This is a genomic window from Pantoea sp. BJFS-204, from assembly GCF_049310725.1.
Taxonomy (GTDB): domain Bacteria; phylum Pseudomonadota; class Gammaproteobacteria; order Enterobacterales; family Enterobacteriaceae; genus Pantoea; species Pantoea agglomerans.
Window position 1 is genome coordinate 113,136 of the sequence record NZ_JBMOWE010000003.1, and the last position, 26,047, is coordinate 139,182.

27 protein-coding genes are annotated in these 26,047 nt (G+C 56.2%); 9 read left to right on the plus strand and 18 right to left on the minus strand.

What is annotated here, in order from left to right:
• Nucleotides 1–180: 180 nt before the first annotated feature.
• The 4 genes from thyA to rppH all read right to left on the minus strand — a co-directional run bounded on the left by thyA (nucleotide 181) and on the right by rppH (nucleotide 4,966).
• Nucleotides 181–975, minus strand: coding sequence for a thymidylate synthase (thyA, locus tag ACO6VX_RS11645; RefSeq protein WP_010248642.1), 795 nt, complete (start codon nucleotides 973–975; stop codon nucleotides 181–183).
• On the minus strand, nucleotides 972–1,853 hold the full coding sequence (lgt, locus tag ACO6VX_RS11650; protein WP_010248645.1) for a prolipoprotein diacylglyceryl transferase: 882 nt from the start codon (nucleotides 1,851–1,853) through the stop codon (nucleotides 972–974). Before lgt ends, thyA begins: the two co-directional genes overlap by 4 nt.
• Before the next feature lie 326 nt (nucleotides 1,854–2,179).
• Nucleotides 2,180–4,426: a phosphoenolpyruvate--protein phosphotransferase gene (gene ptsP, locus ACO6VX_RS11655; RefSeq protein WP_010248647.1), complete on the minus strand. Its 2,247-nt coding sequence runs from the start codon at nucleotides 4,424–4,426 to the stop codon at nucleotides 2,180–2,182.
• 12 nt (nucleotides 4,427–4,438) lie between these two features.
• Nucleotides 4,439–4,966 (minus strand): RNA pyrophosphohydrolase, encoded by a 528-nt coding sequence (gene rppH / locus ACO6VX_RS11660; protein ID WP_009087042.1) that lies wholly within the window; start codon nucleotides 4,964–4,966, stop codon nucleotides 4,439–4,441.
• 684 nt (nucleotides 4,967–5,650) lie between these two features.
• On the opposite strand from rppH, the gene mutH reads away from it, so the two are divergent.
• From mutH to ACO6VX_RS11680, 4 genes are all read left to right on the plus strand, one after another.
• Nucleotides 5,651–6,328, plus strand: coding sequence for a DNA mismatch repair endonuclease MutH (gene mutH / locus ACO6VX_RS11665; RefSeq protein WP_010248652.1), 678 nt, complete (start codon nucleotides 5,651–5,653; stop codon nucleotides 6,326–6,328).
• A gap of 99 nt (nucleotides 6,329–6,427) precedes the next feature.
• Nucleotides 6,428–7,138, plus strand: coding sequence for a TerC family protein (locus ACO6VX_RS11670; RefSeq protein WP_010248654.1), 711 nt, complete (start codon nucleotides 6,428–6,430; stop codon nucleotides 7,136–7,138).
• Between the two features lie 118 nt (nucleotides 7,139–7,256).
• On the plus strand, nucleotides 7,257–7,475 hold the full coding sequence (locus ACO6VX_RS11675) for a YgdI/YgdR family lipoprotein (RefSeq protein ID WP_422431842.1): 219 nt from the start codon (nucleotides 7,257–7,259) through the stop codon (nucleotides 7,473–7,475).
• 140 nt (nucleotides 7,476–7,615) lie between these two features.
• Nucleotides 7,616–8,656, plus strand: a complete 1,041-nt coding sequence (locus tag ACO6VX_RS11680) for an NADP(H)-dependent aldo-keto reductase (RefSeq protein WP_010248659.1) — start codon at nucleotides 7,616–7,618, stop codon at nucleotides 8,654–8,656.
• Nucleotides 8,657–8,696: 40 nt separating this feature from the next.
• Here the strand turns inward: ACO6VX_RS11680 and ACO6VX_RS11685 are convergent, their stop codons facing one another.
• From ACO6VX_RS11685 to ACO6VX_RS11705, 5 genes are all read right to left on the minus strand, one after another.
• Complete coding sequence (locus ACO6VX_RS11685; RefSeq protein WP_346550745.1) at nucleotides 8,697–9,149, minus strand: GNAT family N-acetyltransferase; 453 nt, start codon at nucleotides 9,147–9,149, stop codon at nucleotides 8,697–8,699.
• Nucleotides 9,146–9,919 carry an FCD domain-containing protein gene (locus ACO6VX_RS11690; protein WP_010248663.1) on the minus strand — a complete coding sequence of 258 codons (774 nt, stop codon included), beginning with the start codon at nucleotides 9,917–9,919 and terminating at the stop codon, nucleotides 9,146–9,148. The genes ACO6VX_RS11685 and ACO6VX_RS11690 overlap by 4 nt, the downstream gene beginning before the upstream one ends.
• A 96-nt stretch (nucleotides 9,920–10,015) precedes the next feature.
• Nucleotides 10,016–10,333, minus strand: a complete 318-nt coding sequence (locus ACO6VX_RS11695; RefSeq protein WP_010248665.1) for a PTS sugar transporter subunit IIB — start codon at nucleotides 10,331–10,333, stop codon at nucleotides 10,016–10,018.
• A gap of 15 nt (nucleotides 10,334–10,348) precedes the next feature.
• A complete protein-coding gene (locus ACO6VX_RS11700; RefSeq protein WP_010671043.1) occupies nucleotides 10,349–11,776 on the minus strand; it encodes a glycoside hydrolase family 1 protein in 1,428 nt (475 codons plus the stop codon).
• Complete coding sequence (locus ACO6VX_RS11705) at nucleotides 11,773–13,131, minus strand: PTS sugar transporter subunit IIC (RefSeq protein WP_010248669.1); 1,359 nt, start codon at nucleotides 13,129–13,131, stop codon at nucleotides 11,773–11,775. The genes ACO6VX_RS11700 and ACO6VX_RS11705 overlap by 4 nt, the downstream gene beginning before the upstream one ends.
• Nucleotides 13,132–13,309: 178 nt before the next feature.
• Here ACO6VX_RS11705 and ACO6VX_RS11710 point away from each other — a divergent pair, with 178 nt between their 5' ends.
• Nucleotides 13,310–13,618 (plus strand): PTS lactose/cellobiose transporter subunit IIA, encoded by a 309-nt coding sequence (locus ACO6VX_RS11710; protein WP_010671044.1) that lies wholly within the window; start codon nucleotides 13,310–13,312, stop codon nucleotides 13,616–13,618.
• A gap of 32 nt (nucleotides 13,619–13,650) precedes the next feature.
• On the opposite strand, the gene lysA is transcribed toward ACO6VX_RS11710, so the two are convergent.
• Nucleotides 13,651–14,907, minus strand: coding sequence for a diaminopimelate decarboxylase (gene lysA / locus ACO6VX_RS11715; RefSeq protein ID WP_132499425.1), 1,257 nt, complete (start codon nucleotides 14,905–14,907; stop codon nucleotides 13,651–13,653).
• 102 nt (nucleotides 14,908–15,009) lie between these two features.
• On the opposite strand from lysA, the gene ACO6VX_RS11720 reads away from it, so the two are divergent.
• A complete protein-coding gene (locus ACO6VX_RS11720; protein ID WP_010248675.1) occupies nucleotides 15,010–15,930 on the plus strand; it encodes a LysR family transcriptional regulator in 921 nt (306 codons plus the stop codon).
• Here the strand turns inward: ACO6VX_RS11720 and ACO6VX_RS11725 are convergent.
• Nucleotides 15,927–17,090, minus strand: coding sequence for an MFS transporter (locus ACO6VX_RS11725; RefSeq protein ID WP_010248677.1), 1,164 nt, complete (start codon nucleotides 17,088–17,090; stop codon nucleotides 15,927–15,929). The two genes, ACO6VX_RS11720 and ACO6VX_RS11725, sit on opposite strands and share 4 nt — an antisense overlap.
• Nucleotides 17,091–17,195: 105 nt before the next feature.
• Here ACO6VX_RS11725 and ACO6VX_RS11730 point away from each other — a divergent pair, with 105 nt between their 5' ends.
• Entirely contained in the window at nucleotides 17,196–17,405 is a 210-nt protein-coding gene (locus tag ACO6VX_RS11730) for a hypothetical protein (protein ID WP_062758376.1), read from the plus strand.
• A 45-nt stretch (nucleotides 17,406–17,450) separates the two neighbouring features.
• Nucleotides 17,451–18,077, plus strand: coding sequence for a serine protease (locus tag ACO6VX_RS11735; protein WP_031592530.1), 627 nt, complete (start codon nucleotides 17,451–17,453; stop codon nucleotides 18,075–18,077).
• Between the two features lie 300 nt (nucleotides 18,078–18,377).
• Here the strand turns inward: ACO6VX_RS11735 and lysS are convergent, their stop codons facing one another.
• The 5 genes from lysS to xerD all read right to left on the minus strand — a co-directional run bounded on the left by lysS (nucleotide 18,378) and on the right by xerD (nucleotide 24,603).
• Entirely contained in the window at nucleotides 18,378–19,898 is a 1,521-nt protein-coding gene (gene lysS, locus ACO6VX_RS11740) for a lysine--tRNA ligase (RefSeq protein ID WP_010248682.1), read from the minus strand.
• Nucleotides 19,899–19,907: 9 nt separating this feature from the next.
• Nucleotides 19,908–21,006, minus strand: a protein-coding gene (gene prfB, locus ACO6VX_RS11745; RefSeq protein WP_099257461.1) for a peptide chain release factor 2 whose coding sequence is annotated in 2 segments (ribosomal slippage) — nucleotides 19,908–20,930 and nucleotides 20,932–21,006 — 1,098 coding nt in all. Because the reading frame shifts where the segments join, the coding sequence is not laid out codon by codon here.
• 231 nt (nucleotides 21,007–21,237) lie between these two features.
• A complete protein-coding gene (gene recJ / locus ACO6VX_RS11750; protein WP_245116000.1) occupies nucleotides 21,238–22,971 on the minus strand; it encodes a single-stranded-DNA-specific exonuclease RecJ in 1,734 nt (577 codons plus the stop codon).
• Between the two features lie 3 nt (nucleotides 22,972–22,974).
• Nucleotides 22,975–23,688 carry a bifunctional protein-disulfide isomerase/oxidoreductase DsbC gene (gene dsbC / locus ACO6VX_RS11755; protein ID WP_422458136.1) on the minus strand — a complete coding sequence of 238 codons (714 nt, stop codon included), beginning with the start codon at nucleotides 23,686–23,688 and terminating at the stop codon, nucleotides 22,975–22,977.
• A gap of 21 nt (nucleotides 23,689–23,709) precedes the next feature.
• Complete coding sequence (xerD, locus tag ACO6VX_RS11760) at nucleotides 23,710–24,603, minus strand: site-specific tyrosine recombinase XerD (protein WP_010248689.1); 894 nt, start codon at nucleotides 24,601–24,603, stop codon at nucleotides 23,710–23,712.
• Between the two features lie 102 nt (nucleotides 24,604–24,705).
• Between xerD and fldB the strand changes: the two genes are divergently transcribed.
• The gene (gene fldB / locus ACO6VX_RS11765; protein ID WP_010248777.1) at nucleotides 24,706–25,224 is read left to right on the plus strand and encodes a flavodoxin FldB; all 519 of its coding nucleotides are present in this window, start codon (nucleotides 24,706–24,708) and stop codon (nucleotides 25,222–25,224) included.
• Nucleotides 25,225–25,352: 128 nt separating this feature from the next.
• On the opposite strand, the gene ACO6VX_RS11770 is transcribed toward fldB, so the two are convergent.
• Together ACO6VX_RS11770 and sdhE are read right to left on the minus strand one after the other, a co-directional pair.
• Nucleotides 25,353–25,763: a protein YgfX gene (locus ACO6VX_RS11770; protein ID WP_010671050.1), complete on the minus strand. Its 411-nt coding sequence runs from the start codon at nucleotides 25,761–25,763 to the stop codon at nucleotides 25,353–25,355.
• Nucleotides 25,738–26,004, minus strand: coding sequence for an FAD assembly factor SdhE (sdhE, locus tag ACO6VX_RS11775; RefSeq protein ID WP_010248781.1), 267 nt, complete (start codon nucleotides 26,002–26,004; stop codon nucleotides 25,738–25,740). The genes ACO6VX_RS11770 and sdhE overlap by 26 nt, the downstream gene beginning before the upstream one ends.
• Between the last annotated feature and the right edge of the window lie 43 nt (nucleotides 26,005–26,047).

A 26,047-nucleotide genomic window follows, 5' to 3' on the forward strand; every position in this document is an offset into this window, starting at 1 on the left:
AGAATGCGGGTGATGAACAGATGAAACAAGGTGCGGTTTGGCAGGCTGGAAAGCACGTCGCAGAGAATCTTCCCCAACAGCATGAATTGGCAGAAGCGTGCGAGCGTTGCCGCAGATTTACCGGTTTGCGGGCAAAAAAAAGCCCCGGCGAAGTGCCAGGGCGTTATCTTTTATCGCGAATCAGATGGCGACAGGGGCTTTGATCGCGGGATGCGGATCGTAGCCTTCAATCTCAAAATCTTCGAACTGATAGTCAAACAGCGACGCCGGTTTGCGTTTGATAACAAGTGATGGCAGCGGACGCGGTTCGCGGGTCAGCTGCAGGCGCGCCTGCTCCAGATGGTTACTGTAGAGGTGGGTATCACCGCCGGTCCAGACGAAGTCACCCACCTGCAGATCGCACTGCTGCGCCACCATATGTACCAGCAACGCATAGCTGGCGATGTTAAACGGCAGGCCCAGGAAGATGTCGCACGAGCGCTGATAGAGCTGGCAGGAGAGTTTGCCGTCCGCCACGTAGAACTGGAAGAACGCGTGGCAAGGAGCCAGCGCCATCTCGCTCAGCTCGCCGACGTTCCAGGCAGAAACGATAATCCGGCGTGAGTCGGGATCGCGCTTCAGCTGCTCCATCACCTGGCTTAACTGGTCAATCTCCTGGCCGCTGGCCGTTCCCCAGCTGCGCCACTGTTTGCCATACACCGGGCCGAGATCGCCATTCTCATCCGCCCACTCATCCCAGATGGAGACGTTGTTTTCTTTGAGATAACCGATGTTGGTATCGCCTTTCAGAAACCACAGCAGCTCATGAATAATCGAGCGGATATGACATTTCTTGGTGGTGACCAGCGGAAAACCATCCTGCAGATTGAAACGCATCTGGTGACCAAAAATTGAAAGCGTACCGGTGCCGGTACGGTCAGCTTTTGGCGTGCCTTCGTGCAGCACATGTTGCATTAAATCCAGATACTGTTTCATTTTTCCTCGCGAAATTGTGGCTGCGGGCGACGACGATACGCCCAGATCATCATAATAATACCGGCAATAATCATCGGCACAGAGAGGATCTGTCCCATACTGATTCCGCCTTCAAACAGGCCAAGCTGGGCATCCGGCTGGCGGAAGAACTCAACGATAATACGGAAGGCGCCATAGCCAATCAGGAACAGGCCAGAGACGCTGCCCATCGGGCGTGGCTTACGAATAAACAGATTCAGGATGATAAACAGCACTATCCCTTCCAGCACCAGTTCATAGAGCTGCGAAGCATGACGCGGCAGCACGCCGTAGGTGTTGAGCAGCGCCTGGTATTGCGGATTGGTGGCGGCCAGCGCGACATCTTCGCTGCGGGAGCCAGGGAACAGCATGGCATAGCGGAAGCCCGGATCGACACGGCCCCAGAGCTCACCGTTAATGAAGTTGCCGAGACGACCGGCACCCAGACCGAACGGGATCAGCGGCGCGATGAAATCAGCCACCTGGAAGAAATTACGTCGGGTGCGGCGGGCAAAGACCAGCATGACGACAATCACCCCGATGAGGCCACCGTGGAACGACATGCCGCCATCCCAGACTTTGAACAGATAGAGTGGATTTTCCAGGAACAGCGGTAAGTTGTAGAACAGCACATAGCCGATGCGTCCACCCAGGAAGACCCCCAGGAAACCGGCATAAAGCAGGTTCTCCACTTCCTCTTTTTTCCAGCCGCTGCCCGGCTGATTGGCGCGGCGGACAGCCAGCCACATGGCGAAAACAAAGCCCACCAGATACATCAGACCGTACCAGTGAAGCGAAACCGGTCCAATCGAGAAGATCACCGGATCGAACTGCGGAAATGCAATATAGCCGTTATTCATCATTCACCGTCTATTTTTCTACCCTGAAAAGGGGTGTTGTCAGGCACATAAATTAAGGCTGCGCATCATAGCACAGCCGGTTTTGTGAATTGTCCCGCAAATGTAAACGCGGATAACGCCCAGAGTCTGACCCGTCAGGCGTACATTGTTGCAGCCAGACTGGTCACGGACAGCGCGCAACAACCGGAGCGTACACGTAGTACGTGAGGATTACTCGCTGTGCTCGCCCCTTCAGGGCCGCCCTGACGGGCGTTCAGGTTGCTAAAGCAGCCTGTGTGAGCACTGCCCGGGACCAGAATGGCAAATAAAATAGCCTGAAGTGGCGCTTAGCGACCGCCGCGGATTAATCCACCCAGCCCGCGACGCTCCATAAAGGTCGAGACCAGATGACGAACCTCAGTGGCGGTATGAGCATTCATCCCCTGCTCGCTGAGTTGCTGTGCTTCTTCGTGATCCAGATGGCGCAGCAGGTATTTCACCCGTGGTACGTTTTTGCCGTTCATGCTGAGATGGTGATACCCCAGCCCGACCAGCAGCGCCACGCACATTGGATCGCCGGCCATTTCACCACACAGGCACAATTCCAGATTGGCCAGACGGGCTTCCTGCGCAATCGTATTCAGTGCACGCAGCATCGCCGGATGCAGCGAGTCGTAGAGATTGGCCACGCGGGTGTTGTTGCGATCCACCGCCAGCAGATACTGGGTCAGATCGTTGGTGCCAACCGAGACAAAATCGACCCGCGACGCCAGATGCGGGATCATAAACAGCATCGACGGCACTTCAATCATGATGCCGATGCGCGGCGCGGGGATCGTATAGCCCAGCATCTCTTCGACTTCGCGTCCTGCGCGATCGATCAGCTTTTTCGCTTCGTCGATCTCATCGATATGGCTGATCATCGGCAACAGAATACTGAGGTTGCCGGATGCGGCGTTAGCACGCAGCATCGCACGCACCTGCACCAGGAAAATTTCCGGCTGGTCAAGCGTCAGGCGGATGCCGCGCCAGCCCAGACAGGGATTCTCTTCACTGATAGGCATGTAGGGTAGCTGTTTATCTGCCCCCACATCCAGGGTACGCAGCGTCACAGGCTTGTTGTGAAACAGCTGTAACATGCCCTGATACTGTGCCACCTGCTCCTCTTCCGACGGGAAGCCGTTCTGCAGCATAAACGGGATTTCGGTGCGGTAGAGACCGATGCCATCCACCCAGTTGCCCAGCGTCTGCTCATGCTCCGGGCTTAAGCCGGCATTCAGCATCACCTGCACGCGCTCGCCGCTTTTCAGCTCACCGGGCTGATCGACCACGCCTTCGGCCATTTTGCTCAGCGCATTCTCTTCGCTGATCAAACGCTGGTACTCCTGCACCAGCACCGGCTCGGGATCGATCAACAGCTCACCGCGATACCCATCGACGATCAGCAAACGTTTGTTGAGCTGATGGGGCTGGATATCAGCGCCCATGACCGTCGGGATCCCCATCGCGCGCGTCAGAATCGCCGCATGGGAGTTGGCTGCGCCGTCACGCACCACCACGCCCGCCAGCCGCTCATGCGGCAGCTCAGCTAAGGTGGTGGCGGTCAGCTCATCGGCCACCAGCACAAAGCGTTCCGGCCAGGCATTGGTGCCGACCAGTGTATCGTCAAGGTGAAACAGCAGGCGCTGACCCAGCACCCGCAGATCGCCTGCGCGTTCACGCAGGTAGGTGTCCGTCAGGCTGGCAAACTGTTCAGCAAACTTCTCGATCACCTGTTTCACTGCCCATTCGGCGACCGATCCGCGTTCGATCTCATCGAACAGATCTTTTTTCAGTCGGGCATCGGTTAACAGGTGAGAGTAAAGGTCGAAAATGGCCGCACTCTCTTTCTGAGCGCTGGCGCTGAAGCGTTTACTGAAGCGACGAAATTCACTGGTGGCTTCACTCATGGCGAGCGACAGACGCTCACGTTCGCGATGAACATCCAGCGTTGAGGCAGCCGAAACCTGATCGAGCAGTGGCTGCGTCTCATCTACCCAGCCCGGTGCCACCGCCACGCCAGGCGCAGCTGCAATTGCGCGCACCCGCGTCTGCCGGAACTGACCAAACAGCTGAGCCATCTGCGACTGCGACAGCAATGCCGCCATCTGGGTGGCAAGGGTGACCAGAAACGACTCTTCGCTTTCATCAAACTGACGGTGCTCGCGCTGCTGTACCACCAGCACGCCCAGTAACTGGCGACGGCTGATAATCGGCACGCCGAGGAAGGAGCGGTAGCGCTCCTCTTTCACTGCGGGGATATATTTAAAGCTGGGATGACTCTGGGCGTCAGCAAGGTTAATCGGTTCGGCCAGACGGCCCACTAAACCGACGATCCCCTCGTCAAACGCCAGGGTCACGGTGCGGCCACGCGGTTTTTTAAGTCCGCGCGTCGCCATCAGGTAGTAGCAGTGACGATCGTGGTCGGCGAGGTAAACGGAACAGACTTCCGTATCCATCGCCAGACAGATCTCATTAACCAGGATGTCGAGTGCTTCATTGAGACGCGGCGCACTCGCCACTTTTTCTACAATTTCGCGCAACTGAGTGAGCATAAAGGGCGTGGCCTATCCTCTCTTACGTCGATGGGCAGGATTATTTCGCTGCCCCGCACTCTCCTGCATAGACATCACCACGCCAGCGAATTCCTTCATCACCCGACGATAAACGTCGCGCTTAAAGGAGACAACCTGACGCACCGGATACCAGAAACTGACCCAGCGCCAGCCATCGAACTCGGGCGTGCTGCTGTGCTGCACATTGATATCCGCGTCATTACACATTAACTGCAGAAGAAACCACTTTTGTTTCTGGCCGATACATACCGGCTTTGTGTCCCAACGCACCAAACGTTTTGGCAACTTGTAACGTAACCAGTTACGGGTAGAAGCAAGTATTCGAACATCTTTCCGGTGTAATCCGACCTCTTCGAACAGTTCGCGATACATCGCCTGTTCTGCGGTTTCACCGGGATTGATGCCTCCCTGAGGAAATTGCCAGGAGTGCTGTCCAAAGCGCCTGGCCCATAACACTTGTCCCTGCCGGTTACAGATTACGATACCAACATTCGGGCGGTAGCCATCATCATCGATCACCGGACTACCTCAAAGCAAAATTTGAATGAGCTGATTGTTTCACACTCCTTACAGGCGGTAAACCACTGGATTCATGGGGGGTTAAGCCATCATCGCCGGGATAACTCACAGAAAATGGCAAAGTTATAAACAATGACCGAGAAAAAGATCGATCTTATTCACCTTTTCTGTGGATAGCTTTGTGCAGAACGCGGGAGTTATCTGAATAACCTTTTCCGTGCGCGCTGAAGAGCCAAAAAGAACCAGCAACACATCCGTATGATTTTTAATGATATTAAATCAAAAACCTTACCAGTAAATCTTTTATAAACAGTGAATATTTTCATGGTAACTGACAATTGCTTAAAATATAAGCACACTGCTTTTTATCCACAGATAATCGCTCAGGGTTAGGCCAGAGCGGCGAAATTATGGCCAGATCGTGAAAAGTCAAGGCTGTAAATGGAACCAGTACCGCACTCAGACGGTGGTTATCCCATTTTTCTGTGGATAACCGGGCTGGAGATCCTGTTCATTGTTGCGGGTAAGCTGGGATAACCCTGAAGCACCTGGGGCGGCGAGCGTGCAATCCGCTAAAAAAAGCACGATCTATCATGTTATTATCGATCCCTGACGCGGATTATTTATGTGAGAAACGTGACTCACCCGCTGCTGTACAAATTTTAATCATTGCGAGTATTCACCATGAGTTACCAGCCAGGACCACCTGAAGATGAAGCCAGCCTGCTGGCACGCGCGCAGGATTTAGCCGGTTTGACCCTGGAAACCCTGGCCGCGCGCGCCGGTCTGCCCATGCCTGCGGATCTCAAACGCGACAAGGGCTGGGTCGGCATGCTGCTGGAGTGGCATCTTGGTGCCAGCGCAGGCAGCAAAGCGGAGCAGGACTTTGCCCATCTGGGTATCGAACTGAAAACTATCCCGATTGATGCGCAGGGTAAGCCGCTGGAAACCACCTTTGTCTGCGTGGCACCTCTGACCGGCAACAGCGGCGTGACCTGGCTCACCAGCCATGTGCGCCACAAGCTGGCGCGGGTATTGTGGATCCCGGTTGAAGGCGGACGTGAGATTCCGCTGCGGGAACGCCGTGTCGGCGCGCCGCTGTTATGGAGCCCCGATGCGGAAGAAGATGAGATGCTGCGGCAGGACTGGGAAGAGCTGATGGATATGATTGTGCTGGGTCGCGTAGAGCAGATTACCGCGCGACATGGTGCCTGGCTGCAAATCCGGCCCAAAGCCGCCAATAGCAAAGCGCTGACAGAAGGAATCGGCGATCAGGGCCAGCCAATCATGACGCTGCCGCGCGGTTTCTACCTGAAGAAAAGCTTCACCGGGCCCCTGCTGGCGCGTCATTTTCTCCTCTGAACGTCGCCACCCGCGTTGATGTGTCGCAATTTTGTGGGAGATCGGCGAATTGAATGCGTATAATCGCCGTTTACTTTTCGTTTAGGATTAAATGTCGGTATGTTTGAGTGGATTTCCGATCCCAACGCCTGGCTGGCGCTGGGCACCCTGACCATCCTTGAGGTGGTGCTGGGTATTGATAACATCATTTTCCTGTCGCTGGTGGTCGCTAAACTGCCAAAACACCAGCAAGCCAGCGCACGTCGCATTGGTCTGATGGGCGCGATGCTGATGCGTCTTGGCCTGCTCGCTTCTATCGCGTGGGTTGCCCGTCTGACTAATCCGCTCTTTACGCTGATGGATCATGCGTTCTCGGCGCGCGATCTGATTCTGCTGTTTGGCGGACTGTTCCTGCTGTGGAAATCGAGCATGGAGATCCATGAAACGATCGAAGGCAGCGAAGGCGAACACAACACCCGCGTCCATTCCTTCCTGGGTGCGATTGTGCAGATCATGATGCTCGACATTATTTTCAGCCTCGACTCGGTGATCACGGCCATCGGCCTCTCCGATCATCTGTTCATTATGATGGCGGCGGTGGTTATTGCCGTGCTGATGATGATGTTCGCTGCGCGCGCGATCGGTGAGTTTGTTGACCGCCATCCGTCAGTGAAAATGCTGGCTCTCTCTTTCCTGATTCTGGTCGGTTTCACCCTGATCCTGGAGAGTTTTGCGGTCCACGTACCAAAAGGTTACATTTATTTCGCTATGTTCTTCTCAATGGCGGTTGAATGTCTTAACCTGATGCGCAGTAAGAAAAAGCACGCCTGATAAAGTCAAGGGCGAGCCTGCTCGCCCGGTTATTTTCAGATTTCTACGATTAACCCTGCCGGCAAAACCATTTATTACTACACTGTTTGCACTTGACCATTTGTGAGGATTAGGCGTGATGAAAGGGTTGGCAGAAGTAGCACTGGTGATGGTAACCGCCGCATTCTTAAGTGGATGCAGTTCTGATTATGTCATGGCGACCAAAGATGGCCGGATGATCATGACCGAAGGCAAGCCGAGCATTGATAAAGAGACCGGCCTGGTGGAGTACACTGACCAGACGGGTCATATGGTGCAGATTAACAGCGATGAGGTTTCTACGATCATTGAACGTTAAGTGCCCGATTTAATCACCTGCCACCGATTCCCGGCTGGCAGGTGATTTCCCCGACTTTTCCCCCTTCCTTCCCCGCCATTGCTCGCGCTATAGTCCCTGAGGACACAACATTCCATTCCATAAAGAAAAGGAAGCTGGCAATGCACTATCATCGTATTCCCCACAGCACGCTGGAAGTGAGTCAGCTGGGGTTGGGCACCATGACGTTTGGCGAACAGAACAGCGAAGCCGACGCCCATGCTCAACTGGATTTAGCTATCCGTTCCGGCATCAACTTTATTGATACTGCCGAGATGTATCCGGTGCCCCCGCGTCCGGAAACCCAGGGTCTGACCGAACAATATATTGGCAGCTGGCTTAAACAGCGCGGCAGCCGCGACAAAATCATTCTGGCCAGTAAAGTGGCCGGGCCTTCACGTGGCAATGATGCGTCGATTCGCCCGGATATGGCGCTGGACCGTAAAAACATCCGCGCAGCACTCGATGCCAGCCTGAAACGCCTGAATACTGACTACCTTGACCTCTACCAGCTGCACTGGCCACAGCGTCAGACCAACTATTTTGGCAAGCTCGGCTATCAGTACAGCGAAACCACCGCTCAGGTGACGCTGCTGGAGACGCTGGAAGCGCTGACCGAACAGGTGCGCGCCGGTAAGATCCGCTATATCGGGGTGTCGAACGAAACCGCGTGGGGCGTGATGCGCTATCTGCAGCTGGCGGAGAAGCATGAGCTGCCGCGCATTATCAGCATTCAGAATCCCTACAGCCTGCTGAACCGCAGCTTTGAAGTGGGTCTGGCCGAAATCAGCCAGCATGAAGGCGTAGAGCTGCTGGCGTATTCCAGCCTGGCGTTTGGAACGCTGAGCGGTAAATACCTGAATGGCGCGCAGCCTGCGGGCGCACGCAACACGTTGTTCAGCCGCTTTACCCGCTACAGCGGCGAGCAGTCACAAAAGGCGATTGCCGAATATGTGGCACTGGCTCAGCAGCATCAGATTGACCCGTCGCAGATGGCCCTGGCCTATGTGCGTCAGCAGCCGTTTGTGGCCAGCACGCTGCTGGGCGCCACTACGCCTGAACAGTTGCAGATCAATATCGACAGCTTCAATCTGACCTTAAATGCAGAGATCCTGGAAGGCATTGAGGCGATCCACCGTCGTTATACCTATCCGGCTCCCTGAGCGTTCTGTTGCCAGCTGCCGCGATGGCGGCTGGCATCTCTTACAGATCGCGATAATAGAGTTTTACCGGCTTAGCGGGATACTCCAGCGCTTCGCCCTGTGGCAGCCAGCCATAACGTTCGTAGTAACCCTCAAACGTTGACCATAACCACAACTGTGGATAGCCCTGCGCCTGTGCATAGGCGATGACATGCTGCTGCAGCGCCTCACTGACACCTTTGCCGCGCACCGACTCATCAACATAGAGCGCCGCCAGCCAGGGGAAAAGATCCTGACGGCTGATCAGGTCGCAGCGCCAGAATCCCACCGTGCCGACTGCCCTGCCCGCCTCCACGGCAACGAAAGTCACCGGAAAATCAGCACCGATAAGGCTGCTGTTCACCACACAGGCAAAGAACGCCCGGCTGGTGGCTTCACCAAATGCGCGCCACTGCCAGTCGATGATCTGATCGGCAAAATGGGGGGCATCGCTGAGCGATACAATCTCAATCACATCAGTTTCCCCTGAAAGATCGGGACTGAATCAAACAGGTAGCCATCAAAGTCAGGCGCATCGGCGTCGGAAAGCTCCAGCAGCGTATTCTTGACGTTCTCAAGGTGCTGCCAGGTAGATTGCCAGGCCCCCATCACATCACGCCGACGCAGAGCGGCCAGGATAGTCTGGTGATCGCCGAGCCACTTCAGGCGATAGGCGCGGGTTTCAAATTGCGGGCGCAGCTGCTGCCAGAGCGGGCTGCTGTCATGATGTCGCCAGATACTGGTGACGGTATCGAGCAGCATCTGATTCTGACTGGCACCCGCCAGCAGCAGATGAAACAACTTGTCGTTGTCCTGACTGCTGTCGTTGGCGGCGATAGCACGCTGCTCCTGTTCCAGCGTTCGGCGCAGATTTTCAATGTCCGCTTTGGTCGCCATTTTTGCGGCAAAGGCTGCAATATTGCTCTCCAGCAACTGACGTGCCTGTAGCATTTCAAACGGGCCAACGTCGCTGCGGAAGAAGGCCTCTTCTTCATCATCACTGGCGGAAGGAATACGCATCACATAGACGCCGGAGCTCTGGCGGATATCCACCGTACCTTCCAGCTCCAGCATCAATAATGCCTCGCGCACGATGGTCCGGCTGACGCCCCAGGTTTCAGCCAGCTGACGTTCAGGCGGCAGGCGCGATCCCACCGGATAGTGCCCGTCACAGATCTGCTGACGCAGGTGCTGACCAATTTCCTGATACTGCTTTTTTTCTTGCGGCGCTTCGGCTTTGTCCACACTGTCACCCTTTGCAATCAATGCGCTAACGGCATTGCCGCGGTTCCCTGCGCGACAATGCCCGCGAACCGGAGAGGCTGGCTCGCAAACTGGGGCTCAGTGTATCAAAGCCAGCGCCTGATCGAGTACCTTTGCACCATTCAGCGTGCCGTAAGCAACCGTATCGATCACCGCGATGGGCAACTGATAGCTGTCGGTGAGTTTTCTGTTCTCCTCCAGTTTGAAGCGCACCTGTGGCCCGAGCAGCACGACCACCACCTCGTTGCCGTAGTTTTGCAGCTCTTCACGCAGGTTTTGCTCCGGAATGGCGTAGATCTGAAATGCCAGTCCGCGAGCGGCAGCCTCCTTTTCCATCCGCGTCACCACCATTGAGGTCGACATGCCCGCAGCACAGGCCAGAACAATTCGTTTCATGCTCGTTTCCTCGCGTTATTTCGGCTCATCATCAAGCCACAGAGTAAATTGCTGCGTGTCGCGCAGCGTACGGAACCAGTGGGCAGATTTCTTCATACGGCGCTGACGCTGCTTATCTAAGTCGATTTCGATAAGACCATAGCGATTTTTAAAGGCATTCATTGGCGAGACATTGTCGGTAAACGCCCACAGCATGTAGCCCTGACAGTTAATACCCGCCTGACTGGCGCGTATCGCCTGATGCAGGTGCTCGCTGATAAATGCGATGCGGTAATCGTCCTGAATCTCCCCGTCGGCATTTTTGAACTGCGCTTCGTTCTCAATTCCCATACCGCTTTCCGCCACAAACCACGGGATATTGCCGTACTCATCGCGCATCCGCTGCGCCATATCCCAGATAATTTCAGGCTGAATTTCCCAGCCGCGCGAAGGGTTCATACGTCGCCCCGGCAGTTCAAAGTGTTCGTAATACCAGGCGGGATGAAAGGGAGTCTCGGGATGCCAGGCGCGGGACGGTGCCTTCACGCGATGCGGATAGTAGAGATTAAGCCCGACTTCATCGACGGTATTGGCGGCAATAATCGCCAGCTCTTCCGGGGTGGTTTCCCACTCAATCTGATGCTTATCAAGCAGCGCCAGCAGCTCCGCCGGATACTCGCCTTTAATGGCGGGATCGAGAAACACCCGGTTGTAGAACAGGTCATAAATATGCGCCGCTTTCTGGTCGTGCGGGGCTGACGATCGCGGATAGGTGACTTCCGGATTGAGTATGGTACCAATGCGACCAGCATAGCCTGCCGCGCGGAACAGCTGCACTACCCGGGCGGTCGCGAGATTCTTGTGGTGGTTCCACTGCATCCATTTATGGGTGTTCTGCTCATAAGGCCAGCGCAGCGCGTCGAGATAGACGCGGGTCTGCACCACAATCGGCTCGTTAAACACAAACCAGCGCGTGACCCGACCGGCATAGCGTTTAAACACCTGTTCGACATAACGGATAAAGAGTTCAACGACATGCTTTGACTGCCAGCCGCCATACTGGTCCAGCAGCGTGGCGGGCAGCTCGTAATGCTCCAGACAGAGCATCAGTTCAATGCCCTGGCGCTGCATTTCATCAATCAGCCGGTCATAGTAAGCCGCGTATTCCTCATCGACCGTAGCGGTTTCGTAATCGATCAGGAAACGCGACCAGTTGATCGAAGTGCGGTAGTGGGTCAGCCCGCTGGCCTTCATTAGCGCCACATCCTCACTAAAGCGGTTGATAAAGTCGGTGGCAACCGCCGGGCCGTAGCCGTTGTGCCAGACGTGACGATCCTGCTGATACCAGGCGTCAGGCCAGGAGTCCTGCCCCGCTTTTTTTCCGCTCCAGCCTTCCGTCTGCCAGGCGGAGGCAGCAGCTCCCAGAATGAAATTCTCAGGTATGTGGACAGTCTGACGACTCATAACACCTCCGTTCGGTTGGGGTTCAGCTCAGGTTGCAGGCTCTTTGCTTCCGCTGCTTCTGCTGCATCCGCGCGGCGGGCTGCGACTTTCACAAATGGCAGATAGATGAGTACTGACACCAGAATGCAGACGATCTGCGTCACCACTGCACCCATCGATCCGGCCGTTGACAGCCAGGCATTGATAATCGGAGGCGTGGTCCATGGCACCATCACCACGGCTTTTCCGGCAAATCCCATCACCGTAGCGAAGTAACCAATAGAACCTGTCACTAGCGGTGTGATGATGAAAGGGATAGCCAGGATCGGGTTAAGCATAATCGGCATACCAAATATAACCGGCTCGTTGATATTGAAAATGCCTGGCCCGAACGACAGTTTGGCGATTTCACGCATCTCTTTGCGTCGCGTTGCCAGCATCACGGCGGTGAGCAGCCCGATGGTCAGGCCGGAACCGCCGATGCTCATATAAACATCCCAGAACGGCATGGTGATGATGTTCGGTGCCTCTTTTCCCTGCTCAAAAGCGGTCATGTTGACCATAATCGCGCCCAGCAACAGCGGCTCACGGATCGGCTTCACCATCTGATTGCCGTGAATACCAATCACCCAGAACAGCTGGGCAACGAACATCAGAATCAGAATGCCCCACAGGCTCTGCACCACCGACTCCAGCGGCTGCTGCACCACCTGGTATACCGCGTCGTAAAGGTACATGCCGGTGACGCGATGGAAGATAAAGCCAAAAGTCGCTATCAGCGTCACGGTGATGATTGAGGGGATGAGCGCGGAGAAAGAGGCGGCCACGTTGGGCGGCACGGTGTCGGGCATTTTGATTTTCAGCCGTTCAACCTGTTCGAGGCGGCAGTAGATCTCTACCGACAGAATGGCGATAAACATGCCGAGAAACAGGCTTTTGGTATCGGAGAATTGTTTGGCCAGCACGTCGGTGACCAGGTGCATCTGCCCATCGACCATCATCTGTAAGGTGGTCGGCGTTACGGATACAAAGCAGATGATCGCCAGCAGGCCGGGAAACAGCGTTTTTATACCGTTGATGCGCCCAAGCTCAATACCAATCAGGAACACCGCACCAATGTTGAGAAAGCTGAGCGTGGCGTAATTGATACTGCTGGTGATGGGCTTGAGGTCAGCTAAAAAAGCCAGGGCGGCAAAGCTGGCAAGGCCATTTTTGCTGTCCAGCACCATGTTAGAGATCAATACCGAGAAAGCGCCAACAATGATCACCGGCATCAGGGTAATGAATGAGGCTTTAATCGCCATGATGTAGCGATAACTGTTAAAGCGGGTAGCAAAGCTGCCCAGGGAATCGATAAGGCGGTCCTGTAGAGACATGATCAACCCTCAGAGATGTAAGATCGGTATTCCTGTAATCGTCGTGGTCTTCCCTGTTAGTGGCATACCAAAATGACGAATCCCCTCGGTTTTTTCTGTGACGAGCCTCCCGGAAACGCTTATTGGCATTCCAGTATGATTAAAACGGCCAATTTGGCATACCAATAGCGGAGGCGTTATGGATTACGAACAGACCATGATGGAATTGCTGATCAATGCAGGGGAAGCCCGTTCGTCGGCGATGATGGCGATTCAGTGTGCGCGCAAACGCGACTGGACCGGGGCTGACGCGGCGCTGGCTGCTTCAGATACCGCGGCAAAAGCGGCACATAAAATTCAGACCGCGTTGATTGGTGCAGACGAGGGAAGCGGAAAATTGCCGGTCACGCTGATTCTGGTGCATGCGCAGGATCATCTGATGAATGCAATGCTGTGCCGCGAGCTGGCAGAGGAGCTGGTCATGCTGCGCAAAGAGATCTATGGCTGACAGGCGGCGCGCCGGCCGCCTGAGCGAGGTGATTAGCTGATTTCCAGTGCCAGTAGCGACTCAATAGTCTGCGCGCGGCGGATCTCGCGCTGCTGGCCCTGCTCAAACAGCACTTCCGGGATCAGCGGACGGCTGTTGTAGTTAGAGGACATGGATGCACCGTAAGCACCGGTGTCGTGGAACACCAGGTAATCGCCAACCTTTGCCGCCGGAATCGCGCGTGGTTCGACCATGCCGCCCTCCAGCTGGGTAAAGACATCACCCGATTCGCACAGCGGGCCAGCGACCACGGTGTCGATAGTCTGCTGCTCATCAATGGCCCGCTCATCGCCCGCCATCAGCGAGATATGGTGATAGCTGCCATACATGGAGGGACGCATCAGGTCACTGAAACCGGCATCGACCAGCACGAAGTGACGGCTGCCCATCGACTTAACCGCCCGAACCTGAGAGACCAGCACACCGGCCTCGGCCACCAGGAAACGGCCCGGTTCGATCTCCAGCTTTATCGCGTGACCCAGATGCTGGGCAATACGCTGCCGTGCTGCATCCCACAGGCCGAAATAGTGATCGGTATCGATCGCCTCTTCACCATAGCGATAAGGCACAGAGAGGCCACCGCCCGCAGAGATCGCGGTCAGATCCTGACCCGACGCCATCACCAGTTCAACCATCGCATCACAGACCTGCTGCAGATGCGCATAATCGACGCCTGAGCCGATATGCATATGAATGCCCACCAGCTGCAAGCCGTGCTGCTTAATCGCCGCCAGCGCCTCGGCTAAATCGGCATGCCAGATCCCGTGCTTGCTGTTTTCGCCACCGGTATTGGTTTTCTGACTGTGGCCGTGACCAAAACCAGGATTGACCCGCAGCCACACCGCATGTCCCGGTGAGACCGCACCGAGCTGATGTAGCATATCGATCGATCCGGCATTAACCGGCACCTTTAACGCGGTCACCCGCTCCAGCGTCGGCTGATCGAACAGATCCGCGGTAAAGACGATCTCATCACCGCCAGGCTGGTAACCCGCGGCCAGCGCACGTTCGATCTCACCCAGCGATACCGAGTCCACTTTCACGCCTGCTGCGCGCATCAGGCGCAGGATATGCGTATTCGAGCAGGCCTTCTGCGCAAAGCGCACCACATCAAATGCCTGCAGCTGGGCAATACGCGCCTGAATAATCTGCGCATCATAAGCCCAGAATGGCCCGGCGTAGCGGCGTGCCAGCGGCAGCAGGTTAGCGGCGCTGAGTGCGGTTTCGGTACTCTGTAAGGAACGTGGCATGGCAATTCTCCTGTGGCAATAGCTGCATTAAGCCAGAATCGTGTCATAGCGAAAAATATCTGTTTTAATAGCATCTATGCAGAATGGATATAGGAAGGGTGCGTGGCGAACATTAACTGGCGGCATATCGAGATTTTTCATGCGGTGATGACCAGCGGCAATCTGACTCAGGCCGCGACACTGCTGCACACCTCACAGCCGACGGTGAGCCGGGAGCTGGCACGCCTGGAGCAGCAGCTGGGATTAGAGTTGTTCGGACGGGTTCGTGGTCGCCTGCAACCGACGGTGCAGGGATTGCGTCTTTTCGAAGAGGTGCAGCGATCCTGGTACGGACTGGATCGCATCATGGAAGCGGCTGAAGGGCTGCGCCAGTTCCGTCAGGGTGAGCTGTCGATCGCCTGCCTGCCCGTTTTTTCGCAGTCGCTGCTGCCACCACTGTGTCAGCCCTTTTTACAGCGCTACCCGGATGTGAGCCTGAATGTGATTCCGCAGGAGTCGCCGCTGCTGGAGGAGTGGCTGTCAGCACAGCGCTACGATATCGGCTTAACCGAAACCCAGCACGCTCCGGCCGGCACTGACCGTCTCGCCCTGCTCACCTGCGATGAAGTGTGCGTATTGCCTCAGCATCACCCTCTGAGTCAGCGTTCAGAGCTGACGCCGCACGATTTTGCGGGCGAACAGTATGTGAGCCTGTCGCGCAGTGACAGCTATCGTCAGCTGCTGGATGCGCTGTTTCATGAGCAGGGAGTCGAGCGGCGGCTGGTGATGGAGACGCACAGTGCCGCTTCGGTGTGCGCCATGGTCAGAGCGGGCGTGGGCATTTCAATTGTGAATCCGCTGACGGCGCTGGATTACGCCGACAGCGGTGTGGTGATGCGTAAGTTCAGCGTGGCGGTTCCGTTTACCGTCAGCCTGGTAAGGCCGCAGCACCGCCCTGCATCGGCGCTGGTCGATGCCTTTGTCAGCCATCTGCAACGGCAGGTGGCTGACTTTCCGGCACGCATCGCCGCCCGCCTGGCTTAAGCGCGAACCCTGGCGGCTGCGCGGCCCGATTTGCGGAAGGTGATCAGACAGATCAGCAGGCCGATTGCCGCCAGCGCAGCGGCAGCAACCGGCACCGCCGTCAGACCATATCCACGGCCAATCACCGCACCGCCGACCCAGGCACCCAGCGCATTGCCCACGTTAAACGCCGAAATGTTAAGGGTTGAGACCAGGTTAGGCGCCTCTTTGCCGTGACGTACCACGTTGATCTGCAGGCCCGGCACCGTCGCAAAGGTCGCCATCGCCCACAGGAACAGGGTGATCTCCGCCAGCCACAGCGCATGGCTGGTCCAGCTGAACAGCAGCGAGAAGATGGCGATCAGTGAGAAGCTGAGGATCAGGCTAAAGGAGACTTTCCAGTCGGCCAGCTTGCCGCCAAGAATATTACCGACCGTCAGGCCTGCGCCAATCAGGAACAGCGTCCAGCTGACGCCGCGATCGCTGATGCCCGTCACCTCTAGCAGCAGCGGCGCAATGTAGCTGAACAGCGCAAACATCGCCGCGGCAAAGAACACCGTCATCAGCAGCGACAGCCACAGTTTCCCGTTGGCCAGTGCACCAATTTCACTCGCCAGGTGAACCGGCTTTTCCTGTTTATTGTTGGGCAGACTCACGATCAGGGCGATAAACGCCAGCACGCCAATCACAGCCACGCCCCAGAAGGTGGCTCGCCAGCCAAACATCTGTCCGAAACTGGTCCCCAGCGGAACGCCCAGCACGTTGGCTAAGGTCAGTCCGGTGAACATCAGTGCGACAGCGGAAGCCTGGCGACCGGCTGGCACCAGACTGGCGGCGACCACCGCGCCAATACCGAAGAAGGCACCGTGACAAAGCGCGGTGACGATGCGTGCCAGCATCAGCAGGTTATAGTTGTAAGCCAGCGCACACAGCAGGTTGCCGACAATAAATATCACCATCAGCAGAATCAGCGTTTTTTTACGCGGCAGCCTGGCGGTAAGCAGCGCCATAATCGGCGCACCTATCGCCACGCCCAGCGCGTAACCGCTGATCAGCCAGCCCGCCGACGGAATTGACACCTGAAGGTCACGCGCCACCTCCGGCAGCAATCCCATAATGACAAACTCGGTGGTCCCGATGGCGAACGCACTCAACGCCAGCGCCATTAATGCTACAGGCATAACACTCTCCCAATATCATTTGCAGGTGAACTGCACAGACGTGCAGCCCCTCGACGCTTATTAAAATTTGATCTGCGTCACGGTGAGCATTACAGCACAGTGCTGATGCGCGACATAGCCTGCGCGCAGCAAAGGATTATTGCCGGGGGCGCAATAATCTGCCGCTTTGCCAGAACAAATGGCTTTGTCAGCCTGCTGGCAAAGCCCGTTAAAGCGCGCATGACCCAGGGTCAGGTTGTCATTTCCCGCGAACCCGTTACGCTTTTTAGTGCGTATTTAATTAATAAATCCTTAACGTTGCCGATATATCCCTAATCAATTGCCAGGTGATGTGATCAAATTCTGACGCAGGGAGAGAGAATGCAACGACTCATAGCCTTAATGGTGTTTGGCTTAACCGGCTGCTCGGTGGGTCATTATGAGTACAGTAAAGAAGCTGAAAAACGGGTGGATATGACCGTGACCGGCATTCCCACCGTGCTGGGTTTAGGCACGCTCGGTACCACCATCCCACTGACGCCGGAGTACAGCCTGACCGCCGCACATGTGGCAAAGTTTTCGCTTTACCGGGTCAAAGCCTGGCATCCGCAATGCGATCTGGCCGTGGTCTACCACAAAAACAGCGAAATGAACCTGCCACCCAACTTTCGTAACAGCCACATCGGCGATCAGGTCAATCTCTACGGCTACAGTTTTATTTCGGCCATGCCGGTCAGTTCCAGCGGGCAGAACCTGATCAATACCACGCTGGCGAACAGCTGGAACAAATCAGACTGCGTCGTGGTGGCGGCGAATGCGGGGGTGGTTAAAGGGATGTCGGGCGGCGCAGTCTATAACGCCTCTGATGATACGCTGGCGGGTGTGATTATTGGCTACAGCAATAACATCAACGACAATGTCAGCGGTAAGACACTCTATAAGAACGTTGCGCTCTATGTGCCCTATGCACGGTTTCAGACCTGGTTGGATCAGGCGATTAAATCCTGATATCTGCTGAACGAACAGATGTAAAAAAGGCCGGAATTTCCGGCCTTAAGCTTGGTGGCAAAGTCGGGCCTGGTTCGCTGTAAGACCGAGCCTGCACAGGTAACACGGTCAGATCGGAAAGACGCAAAAACTGTCATCCATGACCGCTCGGCCCACGCCATCCATGGCGCGGGACGCTTTTCTCTTCTGACCGTGTTCCCTGTGCCGTGGGTTTATCCGTTGCTGCCAGATTCACTCTGATTCGGCTTTGTCATCACGCTGTCAGGCCTGAAGATCAGGCCTGACAGCGACTCATAACGATTACTTGCTGCCTGGACGCAGTGCCGGGAACAGAATCACATCGCGGATAGTGTGGCTGTTGGTAAACAGCATCACCATACGGTCAATACCGATACCCAAACCGGCGGTTGGCGGCAGACCGTGCTCCAGTGCGGTGACATAGTCTTCGTCGTAGAACATCGCTTCGTCGTCGCCAGCATCTTTGGCATTCACCTGCTGCAGGAAACGCTCAGCCTGATCTTCCGCATCGTTCAGCTCAGAGAAGCCGTTACCGATTTCACGACCGCCAATGAAGAACTCAAAGCGATCGGTGATTTCCGGGTTCTCGTCGTTACGACGGGCCAGCGGAGAGACTTCAGCCGGATATTCAGTGATGAAGGTCGGCTGAATCAGATGCGCTTCAGCGGTCTCTTCGAAGATTTCGGTTACGACGCGGCCCAGCCCCCAGCTTTTCTCAACCTTGATGTGCAGTGATTGAGCAATCGCCACCGCTTTATCAAAGTCTTCCAGATCGGCCAGATCCGTTTCCGGACGGTATTTCTTGATCGCTTCACGCATGGTCAGTTTTTCAAACGGCTTACCGAAATCAAACTCCTGCTCGCCGTAAGGCACCACGGTGCTGCCCAGCACATCCTGCGCCAGCGTACGGAACAGGCTTTCGGTCAGCTCGATCAGATCTTTGTAATCCGCATAAGCCATATAGAGTTCCATCATGGTGAACTCTGGGTTATGACGTGGCGAAATACCTTCGTTGCGGAAGTTACGGTTGATCTCGAACACGCGATCGAATCCGCCCACCACCAGACGCTTCAGATAAAGCTCTGGAGCGATACGCAGATACATGTCGATATCCAGCGCATTGTGATGGGTGATGAACGGACGCGCTGACGCGCCGCCAGGGATCACCTGCATCATCGGGGTTTCCACTTCCATAAAGTCGCGGCCCACCATGAACTGGCGAATGCCGGCCATGATCTGCGAACGAATTCTGAAGGTGTTACGCGACTCCTCGTTGGCGATGAGATCAAGGTAACGCTGACGGTAGCGCGTTTCCTGATCGGCCAGGCCGTGGAACTTGTCCGGCAGCGGACGCAGTGCTTTGGTCAGCAGGCGCAGTTCAGAACAGTGAATCGACAGTTCGCCGGTTTTGGTTTTGAACAGTTTGCCGCGCGCGCCCAGAATATCGCCGAGATCCCACTTTTTGAACTGCTCGTTGTAGATGCCTTCAGCCAGATCGTCACGCGAGACGTAAAGCTGAATCCGGCCACCCACATCCTGCAGGGTCACGAAAGAGGCTTTACCCATAATACGACGGGTCATCATACGTCCGGCGACGCTGACTTCGATGCCGAGATCTTCAAGCTCTTCGTTGCTCTTCTCGCCATAGCTCTCATGCAGCTGGTTTGAGAGGCTGTCACGACGAAAATCGTTAGGAAACGCCACGCCATTTGCACGCAGCACGCTCAGCTTTTCGCGACGCGCTTTCAGTTCGTTATTTAACTCAACGGCGGCATCAGCGCTCTGCGGTTGTTGTTCAGACATGTCGGTTCCTTATAACCCTGCTTTTAAACTAGCTTCAATGAATCGATCCAGGTCGCCGTCCAGCACCGCCTGGGTGTTACGCGTCTCTACGCCGGTGCGCAGATCTTTGATGCGTGCATCATCGAGAACGTAAGAACGGATCTGACTTCCCCAGCCGATGTCGGACTTGTTGTCCTCCAGCGCCTGTTTCTCAGCATTTTTCTTCTGCATCTCAAGCTCGTACAGCTTCGCTTTCATCTGCTTCATCGCCTGATCTTTGTTCTTGTGCTGAGAACGGTCATTCTGACACTGGGTGACGGTACCGGTTGGAATATGGGTAATACGTACCGCAGATTCCGTCCGGTTAACGTGCTGGCCGCCCGCCCCTGACGCGCGATAGACGTCAATGCGCAGATCGGCCGGGTTGATGTCGATATCAATATCGTCATCCACTTCCGGATAGATAAAGGCGGAGCTGAATGAGGTGTGACGACGGCCGCCGGAGTCAAACGGGCTCTTACGCACCAGGCGATGCACGCCCGTTTCTGTACGTAACCAGCCAAAGGCGTAGTCGCCTGACACGCGAATGGTCACAGATTTAATGCCTGCAACTTCACCTTCAGACTCTTCGATAATTTCGGTTTTGAAGCCTTTGGCTTCAGCCCAACGCAGATACATACGCATCAGCATGCTGGCCCAGTCCTGCGCTTCGGTGCCGCCGGAACCCGCCTGCAGATCGATGTAGCAGTCGGCGCTGTCATACTCGCCAGAGAACATGCGGCGGAATTCCAGCTCGCCCAGCTTGCCCTCAAGGACATCCAGCTCGGCAACCGCTTCGTCGAAAGTCTCTTCGTCTTCCGCTTCTACCGCCAGTTCAAGCAGACCCTGCACATCTTCCAGGCCCTGCGACATCTGATCCAGCGTCTGCACGATCGCTTCCAGCGAGGAGCGCTCTTTGCCCAGCGCCTGAGCACGCTCAGGTTCGTTCCAGACATCGGGCTGTTCCAGCTCGGCGTTTACTTCTTCGAGGCGTTCTTTCTTGGCATCGTAGTCAAAGATACCCCCGAAGAACGTCGCTGCGCTCACTGAGGTCCTGAATACGGTTTTTGACCGGGTTGATTTCAAACATGGCTTTAGCGTCTTTCTTATGTTCGATGGGACAGGAAATTTAACGCACAAGTTTACCCGAAACTGGCGGCAGTTTGTAGCGCTGAGACAGCGGGCTGATGCCGGGGCGGCGTGACGCGTTGCATTTGCTTATCGGGCTGCGACGACAACCGCTCGCACAGCAGGTTAACGCAGGGAAAAAACAGGCTGACGCGCCTCTGCCGTGACCGGAGACGCGCGCGCCTTATAAAAATCAAAGCGGCCAGATATGGTCAATGATCAGCTGTACCGAGCGGTTACCACGATACTCATTGATATCCAGCTTATAGGCCAGCTCGACCTGACGAATGCTGCTGTCGGGCCACAGGGTGGTATCGACATTAAAGGCGATCCCGTCGATCAGCGGACCGCCGTCCAGCGGTTCGACCATCACTTTCAGATGTCGCTCGCCCACCAGCCGCTGTTGCAGCAGCTTAAATTTGCCGTCAAAGGCGGGTTCCGGGAACGCCTGGCCCCAGGGGCCCGCTTCGCGCAGCATCTCAGCGGTCTGCAGCGAAAACTCCTGCGGCTGCAACGCACCATCTGACCAGATGATGCCCTGCAGAGATTCGCCATCCAGCCACTCACCGACCAGATCGGCAAAGCGCTGACGAAACTCCTCGTAGCGTGCGGTTTCCAGTGATAAGCCTGCCGCCATGGCATGACCGCCGAACTTCAGCATCAGGCCGGGATTCAGCGTATCCAGACGCTCCAGCGCGTCGCGCAGATGCAGACCGGCAATTGAGCGGCCTGAGCCTTTCAGCGTGCCGTCGCCCGCCGGAGCAAAGGCAATCACCGGACGATGGAAACGCTCTTTCAGACGGGAGGCGAGGATCCCCACCACGCCCTGATGCCATTCGGGATGATAAAAGGCCAGCCCCAGCGGCAGATCGCGCTGCTCACGCTCCAGCGCCTGACACAGCGCCAGCGCTTCGCTCTGCATGCCCTGCTCTATCTCTTTTCGTGTCTGGTTCAGCGCGTCCAGCTCACTGGCTAACATCCGTGCCTGACTGAGATCCTCAGTCATTAACAGCGCCACGCCCACCGACATATCGTCGAGCCGGCCTGCGGCATTGAGCCGTGGCCCCAGCGCAAAGCCGAGATCGCTGGCCGCCATCTGACGCGCATCGCGATTAGCAATCTCCAGTAGCGCCCGGATGCCTGGCCGGCATTTTCCGGCCCGGATGCGGCTGAGTCCCTGCCACACCAGAATGCGGTTGTTGACGTCGAGCGGCACCACGTCGGCAACCGTGCCGAGCGCCACCAGATCCAGCATCTCTGCAAGATTGGGTTCAGTGCGGGTGGCACCAAACCAGCCCTGGGTGCGCAGATGGGCGCGCAGCGCCAGCATCAGATAGAACGCAACGCCCACGCCCGCCAGTGCACGTGAGGGAAAGTTGCAGTCCGGCAGATTGGGATTAACGATCGCCTCAGCGGCTGGTAAGGTCTCGCCCGGCAGGTGATGGTCGGTAATCAGCACCGGAATCCCGTGCTGATGGGCACATTCAACGCCGGCGTGGGAGGAGATGCCGTTGTCGACGGTCAGGATCATCGCCGCGCCGCGCGCGCGCGCCTGCTCAACCACTTCAGGGCTGAGGCCATAACCATCTTCAAAGCGGTTAGGCACCAGATACTGCACGTTGCCGCCGCCCATGCTGCGCAGCGCCATGACCGTCAGCGCGGTACTGGTCGCGCCATCGGCATCAAAGTCGCCCACCACCATAATGCGACGCCCATCCAGCAGCGCCTGATGCAGCAGTTCCACTGCGCTCTCAATCCCGCTTAAGGACTGGAACGGCAGCAGGTTTTTCGCCCCGCGCTCCAGCTCTGCCGCGTCGCGCACGCCGCGTTGCAGATAGAGTCGTTTCAGCAGCGGCGGCAGCGTCGCCGGAAGCGCATCATCAACCGTCACCTCACGGCGACGGAGTTCCACATCCTGTTTTACCACCGATTAACCACCACGCTTCTGATTGTCCAGCACCTGCTTCAGCTCCTGCGGCGACTGATAACCTGGGATCATCATGCCGCTGTCAGTCAGCATCGCGGGCGTGCCCTGAATGCCGAACAGCACGCCAAGCTTATAGTGCTGGGCAATATCGATTTTGCAACTGTCTGGTGCGGCCATCTTCGGCGCATTGCCTTTCATCGCCTCATCAAACGCTTTATTGCGGTCGGCGCTGCACCAGATCGCTTTCATCGCTGGTTCAATCTGACCATTCAGCCCTTCACGCGGAAACGCCAGGTAGCGCACGGTGATGCCCAGCGCATTGTAGTCCGCCATCTGCTCGTGCAGCTTGTGACAGTAGCCACAGGTGATGTCGGTAAAGACCGTGATCACGTGCTGCTCTTTAGGCGCTTTGTAGACGATCATCTCCGGCACCAGCGCCTCGACTTTTTTGTCCAGCAGCTGGTTAGTGACGTTGACCGGCTGTTTGCCGCTGACGTCATAGAGCGGACCCTGGATCATATGTTTGCCGTCGTCGGTCACGTAGAGCACGCCGCTTTCTGACAGCACGGTTTTAAAACCCGGCAGCGGTGACGGGCTGATCTCCGTCTGGTTCAGACCGAGATTTTTAAGTGATTGCTGAATGGCGCTGTCATCGGCCTGTGCGAGACCGGAAAAGGCGCTGGCTAAAAGAGCCAGCATGGCAAAATGCTTGTTCATTTTTGTCCTTATCGCCGCGGTTCAGGCCCGCGGATGGTGTTGTTGATGCAACTGACGCAGGCGCTCAGTGGCGACGTGCGTATAAATTTGGGTGGTGGAGAGATCGCTGTGTCCCAGCAGCATCTGTACGACACGCAGATCGGCACCGTGGTTCAGCAGATGGGTCGCAAAGGCATGGCGCATCACATGCGGTGATAACTTTTCGCTGTCGATCCCCGCCAGCGTGGCGTAATGCTTGATGCGATGCCAGAAGGTCTGGCGCGTCATCTGCTGCGCCCGATTACTGGGAAACATCACGTCCAGCGTCTGACCGTTGAGCAGCCACGGACGACCATGTTCCATATATTGCTCCAGCCAGTAAACCGCTTCTTCACCTAAAGGCACCAGCCGCTCTTTATCCCCTTTACCGATAACCCGGACAACGCCCTGGCGCAGGCTGATGTCGCTGAGCGTCAGGCCAATCAGTTCGGAGACGCGCAGGCCCGTGGCGTAGAGCAGCTCCAGCATCGCTTTGTCGCGCAGCTCCAGCGGGATATCGATATTCGGCGCCTGTAACAGTCGCTCGACCTGCGCCTCACTGAGATCTTTCGGTAAACGCTGCGGCAGTTTTGGGGCTGACAGCAGCGCGCTGGGATCGTCCGGGCGCAGCTTTTCGCGATAAAGATACTGGAACAGGCGACGCATGGCGCTGAGCAGCCGCGCTGAGCTGGTCGCCTTGTAGCCTCCCTCCAGCCGTTCAGCCAGAAACTGCTGCAGATCCAGCGGCGCCACGCTAAGCAGCGTCAGCTGGTGATGCGCCAGCCATCCAGTCAGCGTCTGGAGATCCTGGCGATAAGAGGAGAGAGTGTTCTGCGCCAGATTGCGTTCAATCCAGAGCGCATCAAGAAACTGTTCTGTCAGATCGCTGTCCTGCACGTAATCTCCGCCGTCTGGTGTAAAATCATGCTCATTATGCCTGATTCAGCAGCGCTTCTGGTACAATTGCGCCAAAGTCAGTATTTACAGAGTGTTATCTGCATGAAAATCGGTCTTTTTTACGGTTCCAGTACCTGTTACACCGAAATCGTAGCGGAGAAAATTCGCGATTTTATTGGCGAAGAGTTAGTGACGCTGCATAACGTGAAAGATGACGACCCACGCCTGATGGAGCAGTACGACTTGCTGATCATGGGCATCCCGACCTGGGATTTCGGTGAGTTGCAGGAGGACTGGGAGGCGATCTGGCCGCAGTTGCCCGCGCTGAATCTGCAAAACAAGATTGTCGCACTGTATGGCATGGGCGATCAGATTGGCTATGGCGAGTGGTTTTTAGATGCGCTCGGCATGCTGCACGATTTGTTGCAGCCGATGGGAGTACGTTTTGTTGGCTACTGGCCGCTTGAAGGCTATGAGTTCACCAGCCCGAAACCGCTGAGTGCCGATGGCTCGCAGTTTGTGGGTCTGGCGCTTGATGATGTGAATCAGTTCGAGGTCACCGATGAGCGCGTTGAGCAGTGGTGCGAGCAGGTGTTAACCGAAACCGCCGGACTGCTCTGACGGCCCTTCTGCCGGTGTCGAACCGTGGCCTGAACAGGTGAGCGGCTTTAATCGCTCTTGCCTGTCATTATTGAACCGCAGTGCAGGCAGATGAACGGCTTCAGACGCTCTTGCCTGCACTGCTGCCATTAATGCCGCGCCGGGCTGAAGCAGCAGGCGCGTAACGCCCGCCATTCGCCAGGCTGCATATTGTCCTGCATCAGCCACCAGCGCAGTGTGGCACCCTGTTCGCTCTTCGCCACCAGCAGCACGCCAACGGGTAACCAGCGTAGTGGCTGAGTTGGCCGCCAGCGTTTTCCCTGCCAGATCCAGCAATGGACGCTTTCCCGCTGTAACGTACCGTGCCGTTGAATCAATCGCCAAACGCTGCGCCAGCCCTCAGCCAGCAACAGCAGAATAATCGGCGCTTTAACCAGCCAGCCGCCTGCAGGCAGCGTCATCAGCACCACGCCAGTCACGGCTGCTATCAGCCAGGCGCAGACTAACCCGCACGCCAGACGAGAGGGCCGCAGCTTACATTGCCACCGGGCCGCGAGCATGGTTACGCTGCTGGATCAGGTTCACCATCCGCTTAAGCTCCGGATCCTTTGGCTCACCGTGATTCATCAGCCAGTTAAACAGATCGGGATCGTCACTCTTTAGCAAATCCACAAAGACCTGCTTATCGGTGTCGCTCAGCGTCTCATACTCAAATTTGAAGAACGGCATAATAGCCACATCCAGTTCCAGCATGCCGCGACGGCAGGCCCACTGAATGCGTGATTTATCATTAATATCCATGCATCAATTTCCACAATTCACAACGTGGCGCCTAGTGTAACCT

Excerpts from the sequence above, each read along its gene's own strand:
- mutH (WP_010248652.1), top strand. The coding sequence starts at position 5,651 with ATGAGTTACCAGCCAGGACCACCTGAAGATGAAGCCAGCCTGCTGGCA.
- ACO6VX_RS11680 (WP_010248659.1), top strand. The coding sequence starts at position 7,616 with ATGCACTATCATCGTATTCCCCACAGCACGCTGGAAGTGAGTCAGCTG.
- ACO6VX_RS11695 (WP_010248665.1), bottom strand. The coding sequence starts at position 10,333 with ATGAAACGAATTGTTCTGGCCTGTGCTGCGGGCATGTCGACCTCAATG.
- ACO6VX_RS11735 (WP_031592530.1), top strand. The coding sequence starts at position 17,451 with ATGCAACGACTCATAGCCTTAATGGTGTTTGGCTTAACCGGCTGCTCG.
- dsbC (WP_422458136.1), bottom strand. The coding sequence starts at position 23,688 with ATGAACAAGCATTTTGCCATGCTGGCTCTTTTAGCCAGCGCCTTTTCC.
- fldB (WP_010248777.1), top strand. The coding sequence starts at position 24,706 with ATGAAAATCGGTCTTTTTTACGGTTCCAGTACCTGTTACACCGAAATC.
- lgt (WP_010248645.1), bottom strand. The coding sequence starts at position 1,853 with ATGAATAACGGCTATATTGCATTTCCGCAGTTCGATCCGGTGATCTTC.
- ACO6VX_RS11675 (WP_422431842.1), top strand. The coding sequence starts at position 7,257 with ATGAAAGGGTTGGCAGAAGTAGCACTGGTGATGGTAACCGCCGCATTC.
- ACO6VX_RS11710 (WP_010671044.1), top strand. The coding sequence starts at position 13,310 with ATGGATTACGAACAGACCATGATGGAATTGCTGATCAATGCAGGGGAA.
- ACO6VX_RS11725 (WP_010248677.1), bottom strand. The coding sequence starts at position 17,090 with ATGCCTGTAGCATTAATGGCGCTGGCGTTGAGTGCGTTCGCCATCGGG.
- ACO6VX_RS11670 (WP_010248654.1), top strand. The coding sequence starts at position 6,428 with ATGTTTGAGTGGATTTCCGATCCCAACGCCTGGCTGGCGCTGGGCACC.
- ACO6VX_RS11770 (WP_010671050.1), bottom strand. The coding sequence starts at position 25,763 with ATGCTCGCGGCCCGGTGGCAATGTAAGCTGCGGCCCTCTCGTCTGGCG.
- ACO6VX_RS11700 (WP_010671043.1), bottom strand. The coding sequence starts at position 11,776 with ATGAGTCGTCAGACTGTCCACATACCTGAGAATTTCATTCTGGGAGCT.
- sdhE (WP_010248781.1), bottom strand. The coding sequence starts at position 26,004 with ATGGATATTAATGATAAATCACGCATTCAGTGGGCCTGCCGTCGCGGC.
- ACO6VX_RS11730 (WP_062758376.1), top strand. The coding sequence starts at position 17,196 with ATGCGCGACATAGCCTGCGCGCAGCAAAGGATTATTGCCGGGGGCGCA.
- thyA (WP_010248642.1), bottom strand. The coding sequence starts at position 975 with ATGAAACAGTATCTGGATTTAATGCAACATGTGCTGCACGAAGGCACG.
- ptsP (WP_010248647.1), bottom strand. The coding sequence starts at position 4,426 with ATGCTCACTCAGTTGCGCGAAATTGTAGAAAAAGTGGCGAGTGCGCCG.
- lysA (WP_132499425.1), bottom strand. The coding sequence starts at position 14,907 with ATGCCACGTTCCTTACAGAGTACCGAAACCGCACTCAGCGCCGCTAAC.
- lysS (WP_010248682.1), bottom strand. The coding sequence starts at position 19,898 with ATGTCTGAACAACAACCGCAGAGCGCTGATGCCGCCGTTGAGTTAAAT.
- ACO6VX_RS11705 (WP_010248669.1), bottom strand. The coding sequence starts at position 13,131 with ATGTCTCTACAGGACCGCCTTATCGATTCCCTGGGCAGCTTTGCTACC.